This window comes from Helicobacter turcicus, from assembly GCF_019711685.1.
In the GTDB taxonomy this organism is placed as follows: domain Bacteria; phylum Campylobacterota; class Campylobacteria; order Campylobacterales; family Helicobacteraceae; genus Helicobacter_D; species Helicobacter_D turcicus.
Map to the genome: position 1 here is coordinate 51,342 of NZ_JAIGYQ010000011.1, position 19,658 is coordinate 70,999.

Annotated in this window: 21 protein-coding genes and 1 pseudogene; 8 read left to right on the forward strand and 14 right to left on the reverse strand. The window is 36.0% G+C overall.

What is annotated here, in order from left to right; translation table 11 throughout:
* Nucleotides 1-3 precede the first annotated feature (3 nt).
* Together gatA and fumC are read right to left on the reverse strand one after the other, a co-directional pair.
* Nucleotides 4-1,344, reverse strand: coding sequence for an Asp-tRNA(Asn)/Glu-tRNA(Gln) amidotransferase subunit GatA (gatA, locus tag K4G57_RS07675; protein WP_346727945.1), 1,341 nt, complete (start codon nt 1,342-1,344; stop codon nt 4-6).
* Between the two features lie 186 nt (nt 1,345-1,530).
* Entirely contained in the window at nt 1,531-2,928 is a 1,398-nt protein-coding gene (fumC, locus tag K4G57_RS07680) for a class II fumarate hydratase (protein WP_221532574.1), read from the reverse strand.
* A gap of 597 nt (nt 2,929-3,525) precedes the next feature.
* On the opposite strand from fumC, the pseudogene K4G57_RS09325 reads away from it, so the two are divergent.
* Nucleotides 3,526-3,837 (forward strand): annotated as a pseudogene (locus K4G57_RS09325) (methyl-accepting chemotaxis protein); the annotation flags it as partial.
* Nucleotides 3,832-4,287 (forward strand): CZB domain-containing protein, encoded by a 456-nt coding sequence (locus K4G57_RS09330; protein ID WP_429913089.1) that lies wholly within the window; start codon nt 3,832-3,834, stop codon nt 4,285-4,287. The pseudogene K4G57_RS09325 and the gene K4G57_RS09330, both read left to right, overlap by 6 nt.
* A gap of 224 nt (nt 4,288-4,511) precedes the next feature.
* Here the strand turns inward: K4G57_RS09330 and K4G57_RS07690 are convergent, their stop codons facing one another.
* Together K4G57_RS07690 and hypB are read right to left on the reverse strand one after the other, a co-directional pair.
* Complete coding sequence (locus K4G57_RS07690; RefSeq protein ID WP_221532572.1) at nt 4,512-4,781, reverse strand: HypC/HybG/HupF family hydrogenase formation chaperone; 270 nt, start codon at nt 4,779-4,781, stop codon at nt 4,512-4,514.
* Nucleotides 4,759-5,481, reverse strand: a complete 723-nt coding sequence (hypB, locus tag K4G57_RS07695) for a hydrogenase nickel incorporation protein HypB (protein WP_429913088.1) — start codon at nt 5,479-5,481, stop codon at nt 4,759-4,761. The genes K4G57_RS07690 and hypB overlap by 23 nt, the downstream gene beginning before the upstream one ends.
* Before the next feature lie 135 nt (nt 5,482-5,616).
* Between hypB and ribA the strand changes: the two genes are divergently transcribed.
* Both ribA and K4G57_RS07705 read left to right on the forward strand, forming a co-directional pair.
* A complete protein-coding gene (gene ribA, locus K4G57_RS07700; protein WP_221532570.1) occupies nt 5,617-6,222 on the forward strand; it encodes a GTP cyclohydrolase II in 606 nt (201 codons plus the stop codon).
* A gap of 10 nt (nt 6,223-6,232) precedes the next feature.
* On the forward strand, nt 6,233-7,444 hold the full coding sequence (locus tag K4G57_RS07705; RefSeq protein WP_221532569.1) for a molybdopterin molybdotransferase MoeA: 1,212 nt from the start codon (nt 6,233-6,235) through the stop codon (nt 7,442-7,444).
* A gap of 2 nt (nt 7,445-7,446) precedes the next feature.
* On the opposite strand, the gene K4G57_RS07710 is transcribed toward K4G57_RS07705, so the two are convergent.
* From K4G57_RS07710 to panD, 9 genes are read right to left on the reverse strand one after another with little or no spacing between them, the layout of a single operon-like run.
* The gene (locus K4G57_RS07710; RefSeq protein WP_221532568.1) at nt 7,447-8,010 is read right to left on the reverse strand and encodes a class I SAM-dependent methyltransferase; all 564 of its coding nucleotides are present in this window, start codon (nt 8,008-8,010) and stop codon (nt 7,447-7,449) included.
* Nucleotides 8,011-8,886, reverse strand: coding sequence for a carbon-nitrogen hydrolase (locus tag K4G57_RS07715; RefSeq protein WP_221532567.1), 876 nt, complete (start codon nt 8,884-8,886; stop codon nt 8,011-8,013). It lies immediately after the preceding gene.
* A gap of 8 nt (nt 8,887-8,894) precedes the next feature.
* Nucleotides 8,895-9,053, reverse strand: a complete 159-nt coding sequence (locus K4G57_RS07720; RefSeq protein ID WP_221532566.1) for a hypothetical protein — start codon at nt 9,051-9,053, stop codon at nt 8,895-8,897.
* A complete protein-coding gene (locus K4G57_RS07725) occupies nt 9,050-9,745 on the reverse strand; it encodes a ThiF family adenylyltransferase (RefSeq protein ID WP_221532565.1) in 696 nt (231 codons plus the stop codon). Before K4G57_RS07725 ends, K4G57_RS07720 begins: the two co-directional genes overlap by 4 nt.
* Nucleotides 9,735-10,520, reverse strand: a complete 786-nt coding sequence (gene surE, locus K4G57_RS07730; RefSeq protein ID WP_221532564.1) for a 5'/3'-nucleotidase SurE — start codon at nt 10,518-10,520, stop codon at nt 9,735-9,737. The genes K4G57_RS07725 and surE overlap by 11 nt, the downstream gene beginning before the upstream one ends.
* 9 nt (nt 10,521-10,529) lie before the next feature.
* Nucleotides 10,530-11,393: a polyprenyl synthetase family protein gene (locus K4G57_RS07735; protein ID WP_221532563.1), complete on the reverse strand. Its 864-nt coding sequence runs from the start codon at nt 11,391-11,393 to the stop codon at nt 10,530-10,532.
* The gene (locus K4G57_RS07740) at nt 11,368-12,480 is read right to left on the reverse strand and encodes a DUF7488 domain-containing protein (protein ID WP_221532562.1); all 1,113 of its coding nucleotides are present in this window, start codon (nt 12,478-12,480) and stop codon (nt 11,368-11,370) included. The genes K4G57_RS07735 and K4G57_RS07740 overlap by 26 nt, the downstream gene beginning before the upstream one ends.
* Nucleotides 12,477-12,791 carry a YbaB/EbfC family nucleoid-associated protein gene (locus K4G57_RS07745; protein WP_221532561.1) on the reverse strand — a complete coding sequence of 105 codons (315 nt, stop codon included), beginning with the start codon at nt 12,789-12,791 and terminating at the stop codon, nt 12,477-12,479. The genes K4G57_RS07740 and K4G57_RS07745 overlap by 4 nt, the downstream gene beginning before the upstream one ends.
* Nucleotides 12,784-13,152 (reverse strand): aspartate 1-decarboxylase, encoded by a 369-nt coding sequence (gene panD, locus K4G57_RS07750; protein ID WP_221532560.1) that lies wholly within the window; start codon nt 13,150-13,152, stop codon nt 12,784-12,786. Before panD ends, K4G57_RS07745 begins: the two co-directional genes overlap by 8 nt.
* A gap of 144 nt (nt 13,153-13,296) precedes the next feature.
* On the opposite strand from panD, the gene K4G57_RS07755 reads away from it, so the two are divergent.
* From K4G57_RS07755 to K4G57_RS07770, 4 genes are read left to right on the forward strand one after another with little or no spacing between them, the layout of a single operon-like run.
* Nucleotides 13,297-14,742 (forward strand): TolC family protein, encoded by a 1,446-nt coding sequence (locus K4G57_RS07755; RefSeq protein ID WP_221532559.1) that lies wholly within the window; start codon nt 13,297-13,299, stop codon nt 14,740-14,742.
* The gene (locus K4G57_RS07760; RefSeq protein WP_221532558.1) at nt 14,729-15,979 is read left to right on the forward strand and encodes an efflux RND transporter periplasmic adaptor subunit; all 1,251 of its coding nucleotides are present in this window, start codon (nt 14,729-14,731) and stop codon (nt 15,977-15,979) included. The genes K4G57_RS07755 and K4G57_RS07760 overlap by 14 nt, the downstream gene beginning before the upstream one ends.
* Nucleotides 15,976-16,716 carry an ABC transporter ATP-binding protein gene (locus tag K4G57_RS07765; RefSeq protein ID WP_221532557.1) on the forward strand — a complete coding sequence of 247 codons (741 nt, stop codon included), beginning with the start codon at nt 15,976-15,978 and terminating at the stop codon, nt 16,714-16,716. Before K4G57_RS07760 ends, K4G57_RS07765 begins: the two co-directional genes overlap by 4 nt.
* The gene (locus K4G57_RS07770; protein ID WP_221532556.1) at nt 16,713-17,933 is read left to right on the forward strand and encodes an ABC transporter permease; all 1,221 of its coding nucleotides are present in this window, start codon (nt 16,713-16,715) and stop codon (nt 17,931-17,933) included. Before K4G57_RS07765 ends, K4G57_RS07770 begins: the two co-directional genes overlap by 4 nt.
* Here K4G57_RS07770 and K4G57_RS07775 read toward each other — a convergent pair.
* Nucleotides 17,919-19,610 carry a hypothetical protein gene (locus K4G57_RS07775; protein ID WP_221561828.1) on the reverse strand — a complete coding sequence of 564 codons (1,692 nt, stop codon included), beginning with the start codon at nt 19,608-19,610 and terminating at the stop codon, nt 17,919-17,921. The genes K4G57_RS07770 and K4G57_RS07775 overlap by 15 nt on opposite strands.
* Nucleotides 19,611-19,658 lie beyond the last annotated feature (48 nt).

Genomic DNA, 19,658 nt, shown 5'->3' on the forward strand with positions numbered 1-19,658 from the left:
TCCTTATTTTAATGTGTTCTCTAAGTGCAACGCCACATCTAAAAGCGTTTGCTCATCAAAAGCCTTTCCGATAAACTGCATTCCAATAGGCAATCCTCCATCACTATCTACAGGCAAGGAAATTGCAGGCAAACCAGCAAGATTCACACCAATTGTATAAATATCCTCTAAATACATCTGTAATGGTGTTTTACACGCATCAAAACTGAAGGCAACGCTTGGAGCAACAGGAGACAATATAACATCACAATCTTGTAAGATTGTATTGTATTGCCTAGCAATCAGAGTGCGCACTTTTTGCGCTTTAATATAATAAGCATCGTAATACCCACTACTTAACACAAAAGAGCCAAGAAGGATTCTACGTTTTACCTCATCACCAAAGCCCTCTGAACGCGTTTTTAGATACAATTCTTTTAAATTGCTTAAATTCTTCGCACGTCTTCCATAACGTACACCATCAAAACGCGCTAAGTTTGAACTCGCTTCAGCCGTGCAAATAACATAATACGCAGCAATAATATAGCTTGTATCTAACATTTGTTTTTCAATAATCGTGTGTCCATTTTTGCTAAGTAAATCAATAGTCTTTTGATAGGCGTTTTGGATATTAGAATCCGCGTCTTTTAAAAGCTCTGGTAAAATTGCGATTCTTAATTTAAGCTCAGAATTTAAAGCTCTAAAAGTATTTGGTGGTTCTATCTTTGCACTTGTGGAATCCATTTTATCATAACCTGCAATCGCGTCAAAGAGAAGTGCACAATCTGTTACATTTTGTGTAATAGGTCCAATTTGGTCTAAACTTGAGCTATATGCAACAAGTCCATAACGACTAACTCTACCATAAGTTGGCTTTAACCCCACACACCCACAAAAACTAGCAGGCTGCCTAATACTTCCTCCCGTGTCGCTCCCAAGTGCAGCAAGTGCGATTCCGCCCGCTACTGCTGCTGCACTCCCTCCACTACTTCCACCGGGAACTTTATCCTTGTTTTTAGGGTTTAACGTTTTACCATAGCAACTACTAGCTGTTGTGCTTCCCATTGCAAACTCGTCCATATTTGTGCGTCCAAAAGGTGCAAAACTACTACGTTTTAGATTTTCAATGACTGTCGCATTATAAGGAGCAATGTAACCTTTTAAAATCTCACTTCCGCAAGTGATTTCCCAACCCTTCACATTTATGTTGTCTTTAATTGCAATGGGCAAAAGATTTGTATCGCTATCTTCTAATGTGCCAATATAAGCATTTAGATCACTTGCTTGAATTTTTTCTTTGAGTGTATTTTTTAACTCTTGAATACCATCTTTATCTAGTTTTAGTGCTTCTTGCAGTGTTGGAATAGACATAAAAACTCCAAAATGTTTAAAAATTGTCGGAATTATAAAGCAGTTTTATTAATAGAAGGGTTAAAAATTTGTCTTTTTGCAGTTTTTGTAAAATTTCACAAAACAGAGGAGTTAGAATCATATTTAAAAATGTAGAAGAAAATCTAAAAGGGGTAAAAAAACCTTTTAGATTCTATGAATTTAGGCTTTTGGACCAATCATTTTACTAGGATCAATCCACTTTTGATAATCCTCTTCGCTTACCAAACCTAGCTCAAGCGCACTCTCTTTAAGTGAGATTTTTTTCTTGTGCGCATTTTTTGCAATTTTTGCTGCCTTTTCATACCCAATATGTGGATTAAGTGCAGTTACAAGCATTAAGGAGTGGTGCAAATTGTAATCAATTTTCTCCAATTCTGGCTCAATCCCTTCTGCGCAATGGATATTAAAGGAATGCATAGCATCAGCAAGCAAATCTAAGCTTTGTAAAAAATTATAAATAATTACTGGTTTAAAAACATTAAGCTCAAAATTTCCTTGACTTGCGGCAATTCCGATTGCTGTATCATTTCCCATAACTTGCACAGCAACCATTGTTAAAGCTTCACATTGTGTGGGATTGACCTTTCCTGGCATAATAGAGCTTCCGGGTTCATTTTCTGGAATCCTAAGCTCTCCTAGCCCACATCTAGGACCACTTGCAAGCCATCTAATATCGTTTGCAATTTTCATTAAATTCGCCGCTAAACCTTTTAATGCACCATGTGTGAAAGTAATCGCATCATGGCTTGTTAAAGCGTGGAATTTATTAGGACTTGAAACAAACTCAATGCCTAACATCTTCGTTAATTCTGCACTGACTTTTTCACTTAATTGAGGATGCGCATTTAAGCCTGTTCCTACTGCTGTGCCCCCAATAGCTAATTCTCTTAGTGTTGGTAAGCTAGCTAAAATCTGCTCTTTAGAATGTTCTAACATAGAGTGATACCCGCTAAATTCCTGCCCCAAAGTTAAAGGAGTCGCATCTTGTAAATGCGTGCGTCCAATCTTAATAATACCTTTAAATTCCTGTGCTTTTCTTCCTAAAGTTGTGCTTAGTTCCTCAAGGGAAGGAATAAGTTTTTTTAACACTTGCTCCACTGCTACAATGCTCATTGCCGTTGGGAATGTATCATTAGAACTTTGGGACATATTCACATGATCATTTGGATGGACAAATTTTTCTTCTCTAAAATTATATCCTGCAATTTCTGTTGCGCGGTTTGCAATGACCTCATTCATATTCATATTACTTTGTGTGCCTGAACCTGTTTGCCAAATTGCAAGCGGAAAATTATCATCAAACTTACCAGATATAATTTCATCGCATGCTTGCACAATAGCATTTTTGCGCACTTCATCAAGCTTACCCAAACTCTGATTAACAATTGCTAGAGATTTTTTTAAATTTGCAAATGCATAGATTAAAACCTTTGGCATTTTCTCAATACCGATTTTAAAATTCTCAAAACTACGTTCTGTTTGCGCCCCCCAATACTTCTCGTCTGGAACTTTCACTTCACCCATTGTGTCATGCTCAACCCTAAACTTCTGCTCCATAACTAATCCTTTCTTTAAAAAATTTTGAAACATATAAATCTAACCTAAAAATCTATAATTTTTGCTTATAATTTTTAGGAATTTAGAATCAATTTCATAATTTTTAAATCCTAAAAAATCATAATTTTAGACATATTTTTCATAATTATTTTTTCGTATATAATAATTTTATTTTAAACTTATTGTAATATAATCGCGCCACTACATTATTTTGATGGTATGATTCATAAATGGGGAGAATCTTAACCTTTAGGGGATAACACGATGTTTGGCAACAAATATAAAGAAGAATTACAACATGTTTTAGAAGAAAACAAACTCTTGAAAGCAAAATTGCAAGAAATGGCAGAAAAAAATAAATCTCTTGAAGAGCAATTACAAACGACCTCCAAGCAACAATCTAATACTGGAGAGTGCATCGGAACTTTTAGAGATATGACGCTATCTCTAGCTAGGGGTTGTGGCGTTAATCTCAAAGTTTTACAAGATGATTTTGGTAAATCTATTGACTTATTATACAATGCAAGAAGAATTGCTGAAGAAAATAAACAAAACACATCAGAAACACAAAATGTTTTGGTTGAAGAACTCTCAAGTATGGGAGCTAGACTTTCTGAATTTGGAGATATGATTACACAAGTGCAAAATGACTTTACGGCAATTTCAGGAGTGATTGCATTAATTACAGATATCTCCGACCAAACAAATCTTTTAGCACTCAATGCAGCCATTGAAGCAGCAAGAGCAGGAGAACATGGAAGAGGTTTTGCAGTAGTTGCAGATGAAGTTAGAAAATTAGCGGAGCGCACGCAGAAGGCTACAAAAGAGATTGAAATGAACATTCAAGTTGTAAAGCAAAACTTCTCTGAAGTGCAAACTTCCACAGAACACATTATTAAAGATATGGAAACGCTTGGAGCGCAAAATGAAACACTAGAAAAAATCAATTGCTCTGCTGATGAAATCTATAACGACACATATAAAATTCTCATCACAACTTTCATTGGACTTATTAAGTTAGACCACTTGCTCTTTAAGACAAATGGGTATCGTGCAATTTTCAATGAGGATTTAGAGGCAAAATTCGTAGGACATCATGATTGCCGTTTAGGCAAATGGTATGATAGTGGAAATGGAAAACAATTCTTCTCTATGCTTCCAAGCTATGCAAAGCTAGAACCATTCCACAAAGATGTGCATGATAATATCATTGCAGCACATGAGATTATGAAGCAATATGGAAATTCAAGCGACTGCTTAGAGGAAATTTACAACCACTTTAAAAAAGCAGAAGAAGCAAGCGATAATGTTGTTGCTTGTTTAGATAGCCTAGCACAAGAAAAACTTACTTCTCTTTAGAGTTACAGAATCCTTTTGGATTCCGTAAAACTCCTCTATTCAAATATATAATTACAACTTATCCTTTGCAATTCTATATATCAACTTTAAAATCTCTTTGATGATTTTTTAATACCTTTCTTCACTTTAAGGCTAACCGCTTACGATTATAAGCCTTTTAGAATCTTATTTATAATTTTGCATTCTGCACACTAATTTTGGTTGATTAATAATACTTAAAACCCTTACACATCTCCATTAGCATCTCTTAACTCTGCGTCCTCTTCCTCAATTGCTTTTAAAATCTCCGCATAAGTTTCAAGTGATAATTTTGCTTGCTCTTCATCAATTTTTCCCATTACATAACCAATATGCAATAACACATAATCCCCAACATTAACTTCCTCACTCATTAAATCTAAGCTTGCCTCACGCGTAACACCTAGTGTATCAAGTGTTACCATATTATTTTCTGTATCAATACAAACCACTTTAGAAGGTATGGCTAGACACATAGTTTTGCTCCTTTTTTTCTTGTAAAAATGCGCAAAATTCCTGCAAAGATTCCGTATCTTTGGAAGATACTAAGAATAATGGAATCTCTTTTTTAAGTTTTGCTAAATCCTCTTGCACTCTCTCTATTTTAAAATCAAACACATTTACCAAATCCACTTTAGAGATTGCTACCACATCCGCACACAAAAACATCGTTGGATATTTTAGCACCTTATCATCACCTTCTGGTGTGGAGAGCAAAACAATATTCATATTTGCTCCTAAATCATAGCTTGCTGGACACACGAGATTTCCCACATTTTCAATAAACATAAAATCTTTTAATTTTTCTTGCTCACGTAATTTTTCTAATGCACTCTTTACCATTAAGGCTTCTAAATGGCACGCATCACCTGTTGTAATCTGATAAGCATTAACCCCAAATTTTCCCAAACGCTCCGCATCACGATTTGTTTGTAAATCTCCCTCCACCACGCTAAAGTCTAAAAGGTTATGCCTAGCAATATTCTCTAATAACGTTGTTTTACCACTTCCTGGCGAACTCATAAGATTGATTACAAATATATTCTCTTGCTTGAAAATTGCACGTAACTCCATTGCTACTTTGTCATTTTTTGATAAGATTCTCTGCCCTACTTCCACGCTTTTTATCCCAAAACTCTTACTTTTAGTTTCAGATTCCACACTATTTTTCATCACACTTCCACACTTTCTTTAGCAAAAATTATCGCATTGTAACGCATTTTTTTAAAAACCAACCAAAATTCCACCTTAAAGCGATTCTTACTACAAATGCGATATTATTCGCCTTTTAATTTATTTTTAGGATTATCAATGCAAAAAATCTTACCAAAATCTATAGAAGTTTCCAACGAAGCTAATCTCCCCACGCAATTTGGAGAATTTAAAATCCGCTCTTTTAGAGAAAGAAAAACTATAAAAAACCATACCTACACTCTAGAACACCTCGTGATTAAAACACAAGATCTACCTCTTAATCCTCTTGTACGTGTGCATTCTGAATGCCTAACAGGAGATGCACTTTTGAGCTTAAAATGCGATTGCGGAAGCGAACTGCATATGGCACTCCAAAAAATTCAAAAAGAGCAAGGAATGGTGATTTATCTGCGCCAAGAAGGCAGAGGGATTGGACTTTTTAATAAAGTCAATGCTTACGCTCTGCAAGACACAGGATTGGACACTGTGGAAGCAAATTTAGCATTAGGTTTCAAAGAAGATGAACGAGATTATTCCATTGTAAAATTCATTCTTGATTATTACAATCTTAAAAGAATCCGCCTCCTTACTAATAATCCAAATAAAATTGAAGCCTTTAGCAACTTTGTCAGTCTAGAGCGTGAGCCAATTATTACGCAATGCAACACACACAATGCACATTATCTTGAAGTTAAAAAAATAAAAATGGGACATTTACTTTAAAAGGACTCTAATGCAAACAAAAATTGATTTTAAACAAGCTATGAATATTTTACAATCCCAAAATATTACCACACTAGGTGTTGAGCGCGTTTTTTTACATGATGCTTTAGGACGCGTTTTAGCTCATGATATTTATGCGGAATCTGATATGCCTCATTGTGCGCTTTCTAATATGGATGGCTATGCTTTCAACTCCACATTCAAGGACGCTAAAAGTTTTAGGATTCTAGGGGTTAATCAAGCAGGAAACGCAATTCCAACTCTACCCCTTGATGCACCTTTTGCAATAAAAACTTTTACAGGAGCTAAGATTCCACAAAATGCGGATATGCTAGTCCCTATTGAGCATTGCACATTAATACAAGATACGTTAAGCATTGAAACTTTGCCAAGTATTGGACAATATATGCGTCAAGCAGGAGATAATTACAAAAAAGGTGAAAAACTTCTTAGCAAAGGAACACGTCTAAATGCAAACCACATTGGACTTCTAGCAAGTTTAAATCAAGTCTTTATAAAGGTTTTCGCACGTCCAAAAGTTGGAATCCTAGTGAGTGGCAACGAGCTTTTAGAGCTAGGTGAGAGTGTAAGTTTAACACAAGATATTTACAATGCAAATGGACATTTACTCCTTGCAAAAGTGCTAGAAAATGGCGGAATCCCTAAACTCTACCCTATCTTAAAAGATGATAAAGCTCAAGTGAAATCCAACATAGAGTGCGCACTAAAGGAGTGTGATATGGTTATTACAAGTGGCGGCGCAAGCGTGGGAGATTATGATTTTATCACGGCACTTTGTAAGGAGCGCACAAAAGAAGTTATCTTTCAAGGTGTGCGTATTAAGCCCGGTCAACACATCGTCTATGCGCAATTTAACTCCAAACATTTCTTTGGACTTCCGGGATTTCCAAACTCTACACTTGTAACATTTGAACTCTTTGTAAAGGAGATTTTACTGCGCCTTTTAGGAACAAAACTCAAAAGGACAACATTTAAGATTCCACTTTCTTTTGATATTGATAAAAACGACACGCGTTTAGAATTTCGTGTATGTAATGTGCGCAATAAAGAGGGAAGTTTTAGTATAGATTTTAAAGACAAAAAAGACTTTCAAAGTGCAATTTTAAACAACTTTTGCCCACTTGATAATGCACAAGTTGGACTTTGTGTTTTAGATTCTGCTAAAAAAAGTGGAGAGATTACAGAGGTGATTCTCCTTTAATTTTAATCACTCTTTTGTGCTACAAGCCTTGCAACAAGGGCTAACCCAGAATCTTTTGAACGCACAATAAGTGCTTCTTCATAAAATAAAACCTCTAAGTCTAAAAACGCGCGCAATAGCTCATTTTTTCTAAGCAAATGCGCAGAATCTCTAGCAAAAGCATTGTGCAACTCCACATTACTTTGCACAAAAGTCTCAAAAACTAGGATTCCATCCTTCTTTAGCCCTTCAATCATATAAGGAAACAAACGACGTTCCAAAAAATAACTCTTACAAATTAAGTCATAACTACAAGGTGGAATCTTAAAAGTATCCAAATCCACACACTGCGCGTTAATTCCCTTCTCACCTTGTAATGAACTAATTGCATAACTTGAAACATCTACACTATCCACACAAAAACCGCAATCACGCATAAACTTAGAATTCCTTCCCATTCCACAGGCAATATCTAGTGCCTTGCCAACTCTTGCTTTAGCAATATGCGTTTTTAAAAGTTCTAAAGGTCTAGTTGGAATCGGATTTTCTCTGTGACGTATATCCCATTTTAGTGCATCCCTTTGCATTTAGTTACAATACCGCTTTAAAATATCCCCATACATTTCAATGCGACGATCCCTTAAAAATGGCCAAATACGACGCACATCTTCGCTACGTTTCTTATCCCAACTAAAATATAAAATCTCTTCACTATCCACACTTCCAAGAGCTAACAACTCTCCTTGTGCGCCATATACAAAGCTTGAACCCCAAAAACGGATTCCATCTATCACACCACTAGAATCCTTTTCAAAACCTACACGATTGATACTAACTACAGGGATTCCATTTGCTACGCTATGTCCGCGTTGCACTGCCATCCAAGCTTCCCTTTGACGCTCCTTTTCATCTTCATTATCTGCATCAAACCAGCCAATTGCTGTAGGATAAATCAAAATCTCTGCCCCTTTTAATGCCATTATACGTGCTGCTTCAGGATACCACTGGTCCCAACACACAAGCACACCAAGCTTCCCAAGACTTGTAGAAATAGGCTCAAAACCCAAATCTCCTGGTGTAAAATAAAATTTCTCGTAAAATCCCGGATCATCTGGAATGTGCATTTTGCGATACTTCCCAGCTATACTGCCATCTTTTTCAAACACCACTGCCGTATTGTGATAGAGTCCAACACTACGACGTTCAAAAAGAGAAGTTACAAGCACAACTTTACATTCTTTAGCGATTTTTGCAAAATACGCACAATCCTTTTCAAACTCTAGTGCATAATCAAAAAAATCCACATTTTCACTTTGACAAAAATACTCACTGCTATGCAATTCCTGCAGCAACACCAACTGCGCCCCTTTAGTAGCTGCTTCTTGGACTTTCTCTGCTGTATAACTTTGCGTAGCCTGCTTATTTTGCTTATAGGCTTGTTGAATTAATGCTACTTGAACCATTATATTCCTTAATAATCATCGCCCTCATAGTCGCTATCACTGCTTTCATAATCGTCCTCATCGTATAAAAAAGAGTTGTCCTCTTCCCTCTCTAAATCATAGTCTTCATACTCTTCTTCAAATTCTTCCATTTCATCATCCTCAAAGGGTTTTGCTACCATTTTCATTTGCATTCCTTTTTTAAAATTAAAGCAATTGCTTCACTTGCTAGACGCAATCCAAAGCTAGCTGTTACACCACAAAAACTCCCAAGTTCCTTGCACTTTGGCTCTTCTGGACTAAACGCTACCATAAAATCCCCCTTAAATCCTTGTTTTTTAAGTCCTTCTCTAAATTTTCTAGCAAATTTATCCCCATAACTCTTCCAAATCGGCGCAAACTGAATTTGTGAAGGATCTAGCTTCTTTGCACTGCCAGTAGATACTAGTAAATGAGGCATTTTTTCTTTTGCTGATTCTTTTTTAGGTGTATTAGCAATTTTTAATGCTAGAGCAATTTTTGCATCAATATCATCAATAGCATCAATAACAATATCATAAACATTAAAATCAAAATTATCAATAAATTCTTGTGTAATTTTGGAATCCAAACTCAAGATTCCGGGATATTTCTGTGCTAAAACTTCCACTTTTTTACGCCCTACACCCTCAAACGACCCAATTTGACGATTCTGATTTGTTTCGTCAAACACATCATAATCCACAATACAAATCTTTCCAACCCCCGTGCGATACAAACAATCTAATGCAAAGCTTCCGACTCCACCAACACCAAGCAATAAAACACTAGAATTTTGTAATTTTTGAAATCCATTTTCTTTAAAAAGTAATAATGTTCTACAAAAACGTTTATTTTGCATTTAGCCACTCCCTAAGTCCAACCAAACGCGCACGTGCTGTAAAATCAAGTGTGATTGGTGTAATAGAGATATAGCCTTGTGCTATTGCGCTAAAATCGGAAATCTCTCCATTTTCACGCTCACTCCAAGCCAAAGGATGCAAACCCAACCAATAATACTCCTCTCCACGCGGATTTCTATGCAAATGCGCATCATTCCCATAAGAGCGGATTCCAAGCTCAGTTATTTGTATTCCTTTGCATTCTTTTGGTCTAAGTTGTGGAATATTTACATTTAAAAACTCTCTAAATTGCAAAGGATAAGAGCCTTCAAGAATCTTTTTTGCTAAGTTGTAAATAGTTTTTTTAGCAAGTGCAAAATCAAAACCAAAATAATTTTTATCCTTCAACACCTGTGAAATAGCAATAGATGGAATCCCATGCAAAACTCCCTCCATTGCTGCACTTGCTGTTCCAGAATAGCTTACATCCTCACCCATATTTGAACCAATATTAATACCACTTACAATTAAATCTGGTAAAAATTTCTCGTCATAGAGGGCATTAAGTGAGAGATAAATACAATCTGTTGGACTTCCGTCATCTAGCTTATAAAAATCATCTTCAATCTTAACAAAACGCAAAGGGCGCGTTAATGTCATTCCATGTCCGCAAGCAGATTTCTCACTTGCTGGTGCGACAATTACAACGTGTCCTAAAGGACTTAAAGCCTCTTTCAGAGCTAAAAGCCCTAAAGACTCATAACCATCATCATTTGTAATTAAAATGCGTTTCAAAATTTTCCTTTAAATATCAAAATAACTGCCCAAAAGTGTATTTAAATACTTTTGCGCAGGTTTATTTAGAGTTTTAATCTGTCTTGTTATGGAATTTTGTAAGAGCTTGGCACTTTTTTTAGCCCCCTTTAAACCTAGTAAATTCACATAGCTATTTTTTACTCCATCACTATGGGTGGGTTTGCCTGCTTCTTGCGTGCTTTGTGTGCAGTCAATCACATCATCACGGATTTGAAAGAACAATCCTAAATCTAAGCCTAATTGATACAAGCTTTTACATGTCTTTTTATCGCATTGCGCAATAATTGCTCCCATTTCAAGTGCAGAAGCAATCAGTTTTGCAGTCTTATTTAAATGGATAATTTCTAGCTGCTCTAAAGGCAATCTTTGATGCTCAAAATGACAATCAAGTGCCTGTCCTAAAACCATTCCATAGATTCCACCATTATAACTTAGCGATTCTACCAACTTTGCTTTCACTTTTGATTTTAGCTTTGCTGTGGAGATTAGATAAAAGGCTTGTGTGTTTAACCCATCACCTACTAAAATTGCTAAAACCTCATCGTATTTTTTATGCAAAGTCTCACAACCACGTCTAAGTGGCGCATTATCCATTACTGGCAAATCATCATGAATTAGCGAGTAAGTGTGCAAAATCTCCAAAGCAAGTGCAGGAGCAAAAGCAGACTTCACCCGCTCTGGCTTATAGCTTGCTACAATACTTAAAAGCAATTTAGGACGGAATCGTTTTCCTCCATTTAGCACCATCTCCCAAAGTGCAGTTTCGTAACTTGGGTGAAAACTTGGAATCTTTGGCGCACTTTGTTCTAAATACCTTTCAAAGTCTTTAAAGACTAAATCGATTTTCTTCACTTAAAAGCCCTTGTGTGAGTGAGTTTTGTGATTCCATTTCACCTTTATCATTCACATCAACAAAAAATTGAAAATCATCACGTGAAATTAACCAACGTTGTTTTTCATCTGGATATTCTCCCAACAAACGAATAATTGCATCATGCCCTCTAGGAGCGGTTTGCTGATTGACACGTAAAACTTTATCACCAACTCTTAGACGCTCAAAACCATCTCTTGCTTCCTCTCCTACATAGGTAATCATAAAATTATCATTCACGCCAATATGCACTCGCGAGAAGAAATTCTCTGGAAGCAACATCCCTCCACGCAATCTATCTACTTGCACCTGCACTTCCATATTCACACCATCACGTTTAATCTGCACAGGAACACTTAAGCCTTGCTTTAAATCAAAGACAACACGATGAAAATCCGCTAAATTCGTAATTGTTTCTTCATTTACAGAAGCAATAATATCGCCAAATTTAAAAGGATTCTTTTGAAAAAAGGGATCTACAATATTCACTTCCACAGCATTTTCAGAATTTTGCACCACGCGCACGCCAATATCACCATAGTAGATTTCATCACTATGCACGAAACGATCCAAATATGCCTTTTCAATAAAAGCATTTCCACCAATTCCGATTCCATAAGTATGATCACAAACCGTGCTAATTAAGCTATTTTGAAAAGTTGGGGTATTGAGTGTTGCAAAATCAATAGGACTTTGCATTCTTGTTGCGATTTTTCCACTCACACTATCTTTTGGGTTAATACTTGCCATTTCATCTTCTAAGATTTCTTTTTGGATTGCCTTGATATTTATTGGTTCTAATGTCCCTTTGGATTCTAGGAGATACATTCCGACAAATGGGTCATGCTTTAGCACTTTATATCCATGAGGCTTTTGCTTTGGTGAATACACAAAAAGCACAGCTTTAGAAGGATTTTGCTTCCCTAAAGACTCAATTGCGATTCCATAGGTTCTTCCCACGCGCTCCATTGAGAGAGCGGCTTTTTTCTCACAAGCATCAAAATCATACGCAAAACTAGAGTAAGCACAACAAAACACCCCAAAAATAATGATTTTTAAAAGTCTCATAACTTCCCCTTTAATGAAAAATCCCCCAAATTTCCAAGCATTTGCATTGCCATATTTTTACGATTAGATTCCACACTCTTTAGCACATCATTTAATGCACTCATTAGCAGAATCTGCAAAGATTCCTTATCTTCTAGCAAGGAGTTATCAATGCTAATATCAATAATCTCTCCCTCTCCATTTGCACTCACACTTACTAGCCCACCACCACTTTTAGCACTTAGCACCACTTCTTTGTTTGCCTCTTGTGCGCTTTGAAACTTCTCTTGCAAATCACCTAACGTTTTTGCTAATTCTTTAGGATCAAACATCTCTTAACTCCTTTTTAATTGCCACAATTTGATTTTTTTCATCTACTAAAATCACCTTTGGCTTGTAGTCTCTAAGTTCGTCTTTTGTGTATTGCGCATATGCCATTACAATAATCTTATCACCAACTTGCACCTTACGTGCTGCTGCACCATTTAAACACATATCACCCTTTCTGCCAGTGATAACATAGGTTGAAAAACGTTCGCCATTATTAATATTCACAACATCTACTTTTTGCCCCTCTAGTAACCCAGCAGCCTCCATTAAAGTAGAATCCATTGTGATAGAACCCACATAATTTAGGTTAGCATCACTCACACTTGCGCGGTGGATTTTACTATATAACATCGTAAGATTCACAATACAATCCTTCTTTTTACAAACTTTAACTTCTTAGTAATTTTAGCACAGAAGTAACCACAACGCAACTGCAAAAAGCGTAAGTGCTTCACATTTATTTTATACTTTTAAAGTAAAATACGTTCCAAGTTTTAAGGAGGGCATTTGCAACATTATCTAATTGTTTTAAAATATGGAATCCTAAATACACTAAGTCTTATATTTTTAGCTTGTTCAACCACACCTATAGATTCTAAAACACTCACAAATTCTCTAGCACCAAAGTTTAATAACACAAGTTTAATTCACTTAAACAATCCTAAAAATCCCCAAAATTCCGTGCTAAATCCAAAAGAACAAATGGAGCTTTTGTTTTTGGATTCCAACTTAAATGCACTTCTAGAAATTGCCCTAACAAAAAACCTAGATTTACAAATCACACACGCAAGAATCTTACAAGCAAAAGCACGCCTAAAAACCGCTTGGGGTTCGCTCTTTCCAAGTGTTAGCGGTAACCTTAACACAAATTCAAACAAAACACGTACAAACACCACTCCAACAATACAATCGCACAGCTACAACACACAAATTGGAGCGACACTCTCATGGGAGTTAGACCTTTTTGGCAAACTTCAGCATGAAAAAAATGCTAAAGAATCCCTCTATCAAAAATCTCTACAAGACCTAGAAAATGCTAAAATCACATTATTTTCAGATATTGCAACACTCTATTTTACACTCCTTGAAGCAGAACAAAACCTAATCCTAACCCAAGAAAACATCACCCATTACAGCCAAGCCTTAGAATTAACGCGTTTAAAAGTTGAAAATGGGTTACTAGATAGCACTGAACTTTTTGAAAAACAAGATTTACTTACAGAGGAACAAAACACGCTAGAGCGTCTAAAAAATATCCAAGAAGAGAGCAAAAACGCACTTTTAATCCTTTTAGATTCCAAAATTATTCCCCTAAAAAATACCCAAAGTCTGCCCACACCAAAAACCCGTTTTAATCTCTCACATCTCCCAGCAGATATGCTACTCTCACGCCCAGATATTAGAGCTGCCCTTTTTAGCCTACACGCACAAATCTACACAAAAGCTAAAGCAAAAGCAAGTCTATTTCCCATTATCTCCATTAGTGCTAACATTAGTGAAATTTTAGATTCCAATACACAAGCTAGTGGCAACCTTGCTTGGGGGCTTGTAAGCTCACTTAGTGCGCCTCTACTTAATCGCACACAACTAACACAAAATTATTTTTTACAAGATGCTTTATTAAAGGAATCGTATTTAATGCTCCAAAAATCTCTAAAAAGTGCATTTTTTGAAATTGAAAATGCAAGTTTCAACACAAATAGTGCGCACATACAGCTACAAAATAGCCAAAAACGTTTGCAAAATGCACAAAATTATTATGAATTTTCCTTTAACCGCTACAATATAGGACTTATTGATACATTAGAACATGCGCTTAATAGTGCTTCTTTAAACAATGCAAAAAAATCACTAAATACAGCAAAAGTAGAAAATCTAAAAACACTCGTTACACTTTATAAAGCCTTTGGTGGCAACCTAAATCTCCATAAGGATTCCTATGCAAACAACTAAAGACATTTTAAAAACTCTCAATCCCAAACGCAATTATAAAAAGCTTTTACTTGCTCTAATAGGTGGAATCCTAAGTGCTTCTTTGCTTATTGCGCTTTTACTTTGGTGGCAAAATAAAGCACCCACATACACCTACATAACACAACCTGCTAAAATAGGCAATATCCAAACAAACATTAGTGCAAATGGCACACTCTCACCAACACATGAAGTCTCTATTGGCTCTGTTATCTCAGGAATTGTGCTTGAAGTGCTTGTAGATGTTAATGATAAAGTTAGCAAAGGGCAGGTGTTAGCAAAAATTGATAGCGAAAGTATCACACAAAACCTTTATCGCCATGAAGCACAACTTAAAAGTGCTAAAGCCCAACTAAAAAGTGCGCAAGTGAGTTTAGAAGAGAAAAAATGGCAATACCAACAACTCCAAGCACTCTACAAACAAACAAATGGAAAAACTCCCTCAAAGCTAGACTTACAAAGCGCAAAAACAGCTTATAACGCAGCCCTTAGCGAAGTTGGAATCCGTCAAGCAAATATCACAGAAATTGAAACCTCTATCCGCTCTACACAAGTGGATTTAAAAAACGCACTCATCATTACACCAATTGATGGTGTCGTGCTTAGTCGTTCCATTGAGGTTGGACAAAGCGTAGCTGCAAGCTTCCAAGCTCCAGAATTTTTTGTCATTGCTGAAAGCCTAGAAGAAATGGAGCTTAATGTTAGCATTTCTGAAGCAGATATTGGAAAGGTTGAAGTTGGACAAAATGTAACTTTTAGCGTAGATTCCTATCCAAACAAAACTTTTAATGCGGTAGTCAATCGTGTAAATTTTGGCGCAAGTGAAAGCACTGATAATATCGTTTCTTATGAAGCACGTATTAGTGTAGATAATAAGGACTTATTACTGCGACCGGGAATGAGCGCAACAGCAGATATTACGACAAAAAGTATCAAAAACGCATTACTTATCCCAGCAAGCGCCCTCTATTTTTCTCCTAGCATACAAGAACAAAGCGCACAAAAAAAGAGCTTTAACCCCTTTGGCAGAATGCGTCGTGAAAAAAGCAACCCAGCTCCACAAAAACAAACAAATTCTAGCGTGTGGATACTAGAAAATGGAATCCCAAAAGAAATTTCCGTTCAAGTTGGCATTAGTGATGGTGTTTTTACGCAAATCTTTAGTGATTCCATTACACAAGGCACAGAAATTATTCTCTCACAAAAAGTAGAAAAATGACAGATTTCATAGCATTACACAATATTCATAAAACTTATGGTAAGCCACCAAATTCCTTTGAAGCTTTGCGCGGTGTTAATCTCTCCATCACACAAGGTGAGTTTGTCGCATTAATGGGACCAAGTGGGAGTGGTAAAAGCACACTTGCAAATATCTTAGGTTGCCTAGATAGCCCAACAAGTGGAATCTATAATTTTTGTGGCGTAAATGTAAGTGATTTAAACCTTAAACAAAAAGCACTTTTACGGCGCAACTATATTGGCTTTATCTTTCAAGGCTTTAATTTGCTTCCGCGCACAACCGCCCTTGAAAATGTAGAACTTCCTCTACTTTACCGCCAAATCCCAAGAAAAGAACGTCTAAAAGAAGCAATGTGCGCTCTTGAAATGGTCGGTTTAAAGCAATGGTATAACCACCAAAGCAATGCTCTAAGTGGCGGACAGCAGCAACGCGTGGCAATTGCTAGGGCAATTGTTTCAAAACCTCTATTCTTGCTCGCTGATGAACCAACAGGAAACCTTGACACAACGCGAAGTGTGGAGATTATGGAGATTTTAAAGCACTTAAATACAGAATCTAAAATCACAATTTTAATGGTAACCCATGAGCTAGAAATGGCGCAATACGCCTCACGTAAAATTGTGTTTTTAGATGGCAATATCAAAAGTGATTCTAATACAGAATCTAAAAACACAGAAACACAAATTATGCAATCCCAAACCAAAGAATTCAAATGATTTTAAATGCCTTTTTTCTAGCCTTCCGACAAATCAGACGCAATTTTCTACGCGCACTTTTAACAATGCTTGGCATAATCATTGGAGTCAGTGCTGTGGTGATTATGATTACACTTGGTAATGGCACTACACAAGTTGTTACCGAACGCATTAGTAGCCTTGGGAGCAATATCTTGCTAGTGTTTCCAGCGCGCACACAAAATATCGGCGGAGGTGGCAGAAAGCAATTTAGCCTAGAAGATATTAAAACTCTAAATTTACAAGTTTCACATCTCACACGCGCCATTGCACCGCTCTCCTCCACTTCTGCCCTTGTGCAATTTCAAAAAGAAAATGCCCAAACACAAATTCAGGGTGTAGATTCTGCATATTTTCTAGCGACAAATTGGACAATCACAGAAGGTAATGGCTTTAGCGCACAGGATTATCGCTCAGGAAGCAATGTTTGCATTATTGGCAAAAGCGTGCAAAAAAATCTTTTTGATAAAACTTCCACAAACCCGCTTGGTTCTAGAATCCGCTTAAATAATATTACATGCGAGTGTATTGGAATCCTAGAAGAAAAGGGACAAGGAGCTATGGGAAATGACCAAGATGATGTGATTTTACTCCCTTTAAAGACTTATCAACGTAGCATTTCTAAATCTAACTCATTGCATAATATCTCACGTCTTATGGTTTCTCTAAAAGATAGTGTAGATTCCACACAAGCCACCGCGCAAATTGCTAACACACTGCGTCAAATCCGCAATATTCGTAGCGGACAAAAAGATGATTTTGAGATAATGGACACCAAACAAATCATTAACATTATGCAAAACACAACCTCTACGCTTACGCTATTTCTAAGTGCGATTGCTGGAGTTAGTCTAATTGTAGGCGGAATCGGAATTATGAATATTATGCTAGTTTCTGTTACAGAGCGCACCAAAGAGATTGGCACACGCATTGCTATTGGCGCACTACAAAGCGAAGTGCTTTTGCAATTTTTAATTGAAGCACTAACCCTTAGCGCACTCGGCGGAATTTTAGGAATTATCCTAGCCTTTTTTGGCTCTCTTGGGATTTGCTATATGCTAGATTTGCCCTTTGTGTTTGACTATGGAATTGCTTTTATTGCTTTTTTATTCTCTGCTTGTATGGGAATCTTATTTGGCTATATTCCAGCTCGTCGCGCTTCTAGGCTAAATCCTATTGATGCTCTAAGACATGAATGAAGTGCTTTTAGGCATTTTCTCCTTTTGTTTTTCTCTCCATTCTCTTTTTATTCTAGGCACATCTATAAAGATGTATTTTATTATGCCCCCCCCCCACACATTCTTATATGCTTTTAAAAAAGCATTGCCAAGTTTATAGCTTAAATGTTCTTTAAATCTTAAAGCTTCTTTATAATCAGAATAAGATTCTAAAGGAGGAAGTTTTAAATGTGGGTTTTTTTGAAGGATTTGTTTATATTTGTATGCACAAATTCTGTGGGCAAAATAAATTTTTAAAAAAATGCAGGGCAAAATGAGTTTTTCAAAAATTGTGCTTTGGACCATAGCTGAACCAAGCTTGTAAGAAAGAAAATTTTGCACTCTAAAACTCGCTTTTATAAACATTGCTTGTTTAAAAAGTGTAATAAGTTCAAAAAAAGCCGTGATTTCATCGCTTTGACTTTGACTAAGCCCCTTGTGTTTAAGCAATTTCAAATCTTTTTTAAGCTCTTTTAGGCAATTAACAAGAGTAAAATTTTCATACAATGTCTTGTTTCTTTGGAATTTTGCTCCTAAATTCACAGGAATAAGACCTAAAGAAATAAAATAAAAAAACAAATACCCATGTGATAAAAATGGCGTGTTTGGAGTGTTTAAAATCGCCTTAGGATATTCTCTAAAATAGGGTAAATCTGTCCTTATTTTAGCTAAATTTAAGGTATTAAGATAAGCTTTTAAATCTTTGCTATGTCCGATTTCTATCATATCATTAAGCCCCCAAGTATACAAATTACAAGCGACTTCTTTTTGTTTTAGGGTGAGAATTTTTTCACGTTTTGGAAACTCATAACGCATATCAGGGCGGATACGAATCAAAAAATCATATTTTATTTCGTTTTCTTTTTCATAATTTTCTAAAAGTTCTAAAACTTTTGCATACCCATAAAACATTTTTATCGTATTGCTCAACTCTTCTTTGTTTTGTAAATCTTGTAAGCTTTCAAACTTAAACGCCTTTATAGAAGGCAGTCCTTTAAAAAACTTAGTATCAACTTTGCGAAGTTTTTCTTTAGAAACCTTGCTAAAAGTGCGGGGAAATTTTTTACTAAATTCCTCATTGCTACTTATGACAATTTCTGGAGCATTTTTAAGAATCTTTTCATCAAAAAACCCTCTTAAAAATCCTACTCCATTGCCACTTGCTCCTATCCACTCACAAGCTTTATCCCAAGAAAACACAAAAATATCAGCATTTAAAGCTTTAGCCTCTTTATGCAGATCTAAAAAAGCTTTTTTATAATCCCCTCTTAAAGCCCCACAAACTAAAATTGCGATTCTATAGTTTTTTGTCTCTAAACCATAAATTAACTTAGAAAAATAAGCATTAGCACCTTTAGAATTTTGTGAGTAAAGCAGATGAGAAAGCCTTATAATATCACTACCATTTGGTGCAACTTTAGACTCCGCTAACTCATCAACAATCCTTGCTAAAGCACAATGTAAAGAAGTTTTTTCTAGTTTTTGCAAATTTTCAAAAACAATTGTTTTACCGCGTAAAAATTCACTCAAATCTCTCTTAGAAGTTTTTAAAAGCTCTTCATAATTTTTTTTTACTTTAAGTTTTTCTATACATTCAAAAGCTTTTTTGAAATCCCAAGCCTCCAAAGCCTTTTGAAGTTCAAATTGAGAATTTTTCATTTTTTCTCCTTTTGTTTTTCTCTCCATTCTCTTTTTATTCTAGGCACA

What these genes read in the sequence shown, in the direction of transcription:
- K4G57_RS09330 (WP_429913089.1), top strand. Translation starts at nt 3,832, where the DNA reads ATGGAAACGCTTGGAGCGCAAAATGAAACACTAGAAAAAATCAATTGC.
- K4G57_RS07705 (WP_221532569.1), top strand. Translation starts at nt 6,233, where the DNA reads ATGCAAACAAAAATTGATTTTAAACAAGCTATGAATATTTTACAATCC.
- K4G57_RS07775 (WP_221561828.1), bottom strand. Translation starts at nt 19,610, where the DNA reads ATGAAAAATTCTCAATTTGAACTTCAAAAGGCTTTGGAGGCTTGGGAT.
- K4G57_RS07725 (WP_221532565.1), bottom strand. Translation starts at nt 9,745, where the DNA reads ATGCAAAATAAACGTTTTTGTAGAACATTATTACTTTTTAAAGAAAAT.
- K4G57_RS07745 (WP_221532561.1), bottom strand. Translation starts at nt 12,791, where the DNA reads ATGTTTGATCCTAAAGAATTAGCAAAAACGTTAGGTGATTTGCAAGAG.
- K4G57_RS07760 (WP_221532558.1), top strand. Translation starts at nt 14,729, where the DNA reads ATGCAAACAACTAAAGACATTTTAAAAACTCTCAATCCCAAACGCAAT.
- fumC (WP_221532574.1), bottom strand. Translation starts at nt 2,928, where the DNA reads ATGGAGCAGAAGTTTAGGGTTGAGCATGACACAATGGGTGAAGTGAAA.
- K4G57_RS07710 (WP_221532568.1), bottom strand. Translation starts at nt 8,010, where the DNA reads ATGCAAAGGGATGCACTAAAATGGGATATACGTCACAGAGAAAATCCG.
- ribA (WP_221532570.1), top strand. Translation starts at nt 5,617, where the DNA reads ATGCAAAAAATCTTACCAAAATCTATAGAAGTTTCCAACGAAGCTAAT.
- K4G57_RS07740 (WP_221532562.1), bottom strand. Translation starts at nt 12,480, where the DNA reads ATGAGACTTTTAAAAATCATTATTTTTGGGGTGTTTTGTTGTGCTTAC.
- K4G57_RS07715 (WP_221532567.1), bottom strand. Translation starts at nt 8,886, where the DNA reads ATGGTTCAAGTAGCATTAATTCAACAAGCCTATAAGCAAAATAAGCAG.
- K4G57_RS07720 (WP_221532566.1), bottom strand. Translation starts at nt 9,053, where the DNA reads ATGAAAATGGTAGCAAAACCCTTTGAGGATGATGAAATGGAAGAATTT.
- K4G57_RS07690 (WP_221532572.1), bottom strand. Translation starts at nt 4,781, where the DNA reads ATGTGTCTAGCCATACCTTCTAAAGTGGTTTGTATTGATACAGAAAAT.
- K4G57_RS07770 (WP_221532556.1), top strand. Translation starts at nt 16,713, where the DNA reads ATGATTTTAAATGCCTTTTTTCTAGCCTTCCGACAAATCAGACGCAAT.
- K4G57_RS07765 (WP_221532557.1), top strand. Translation starts at nt 15,976, where the DNA reads ATGACAGATTTCATAGCATTACACAATATTCATAAAACTTATGGTAAG.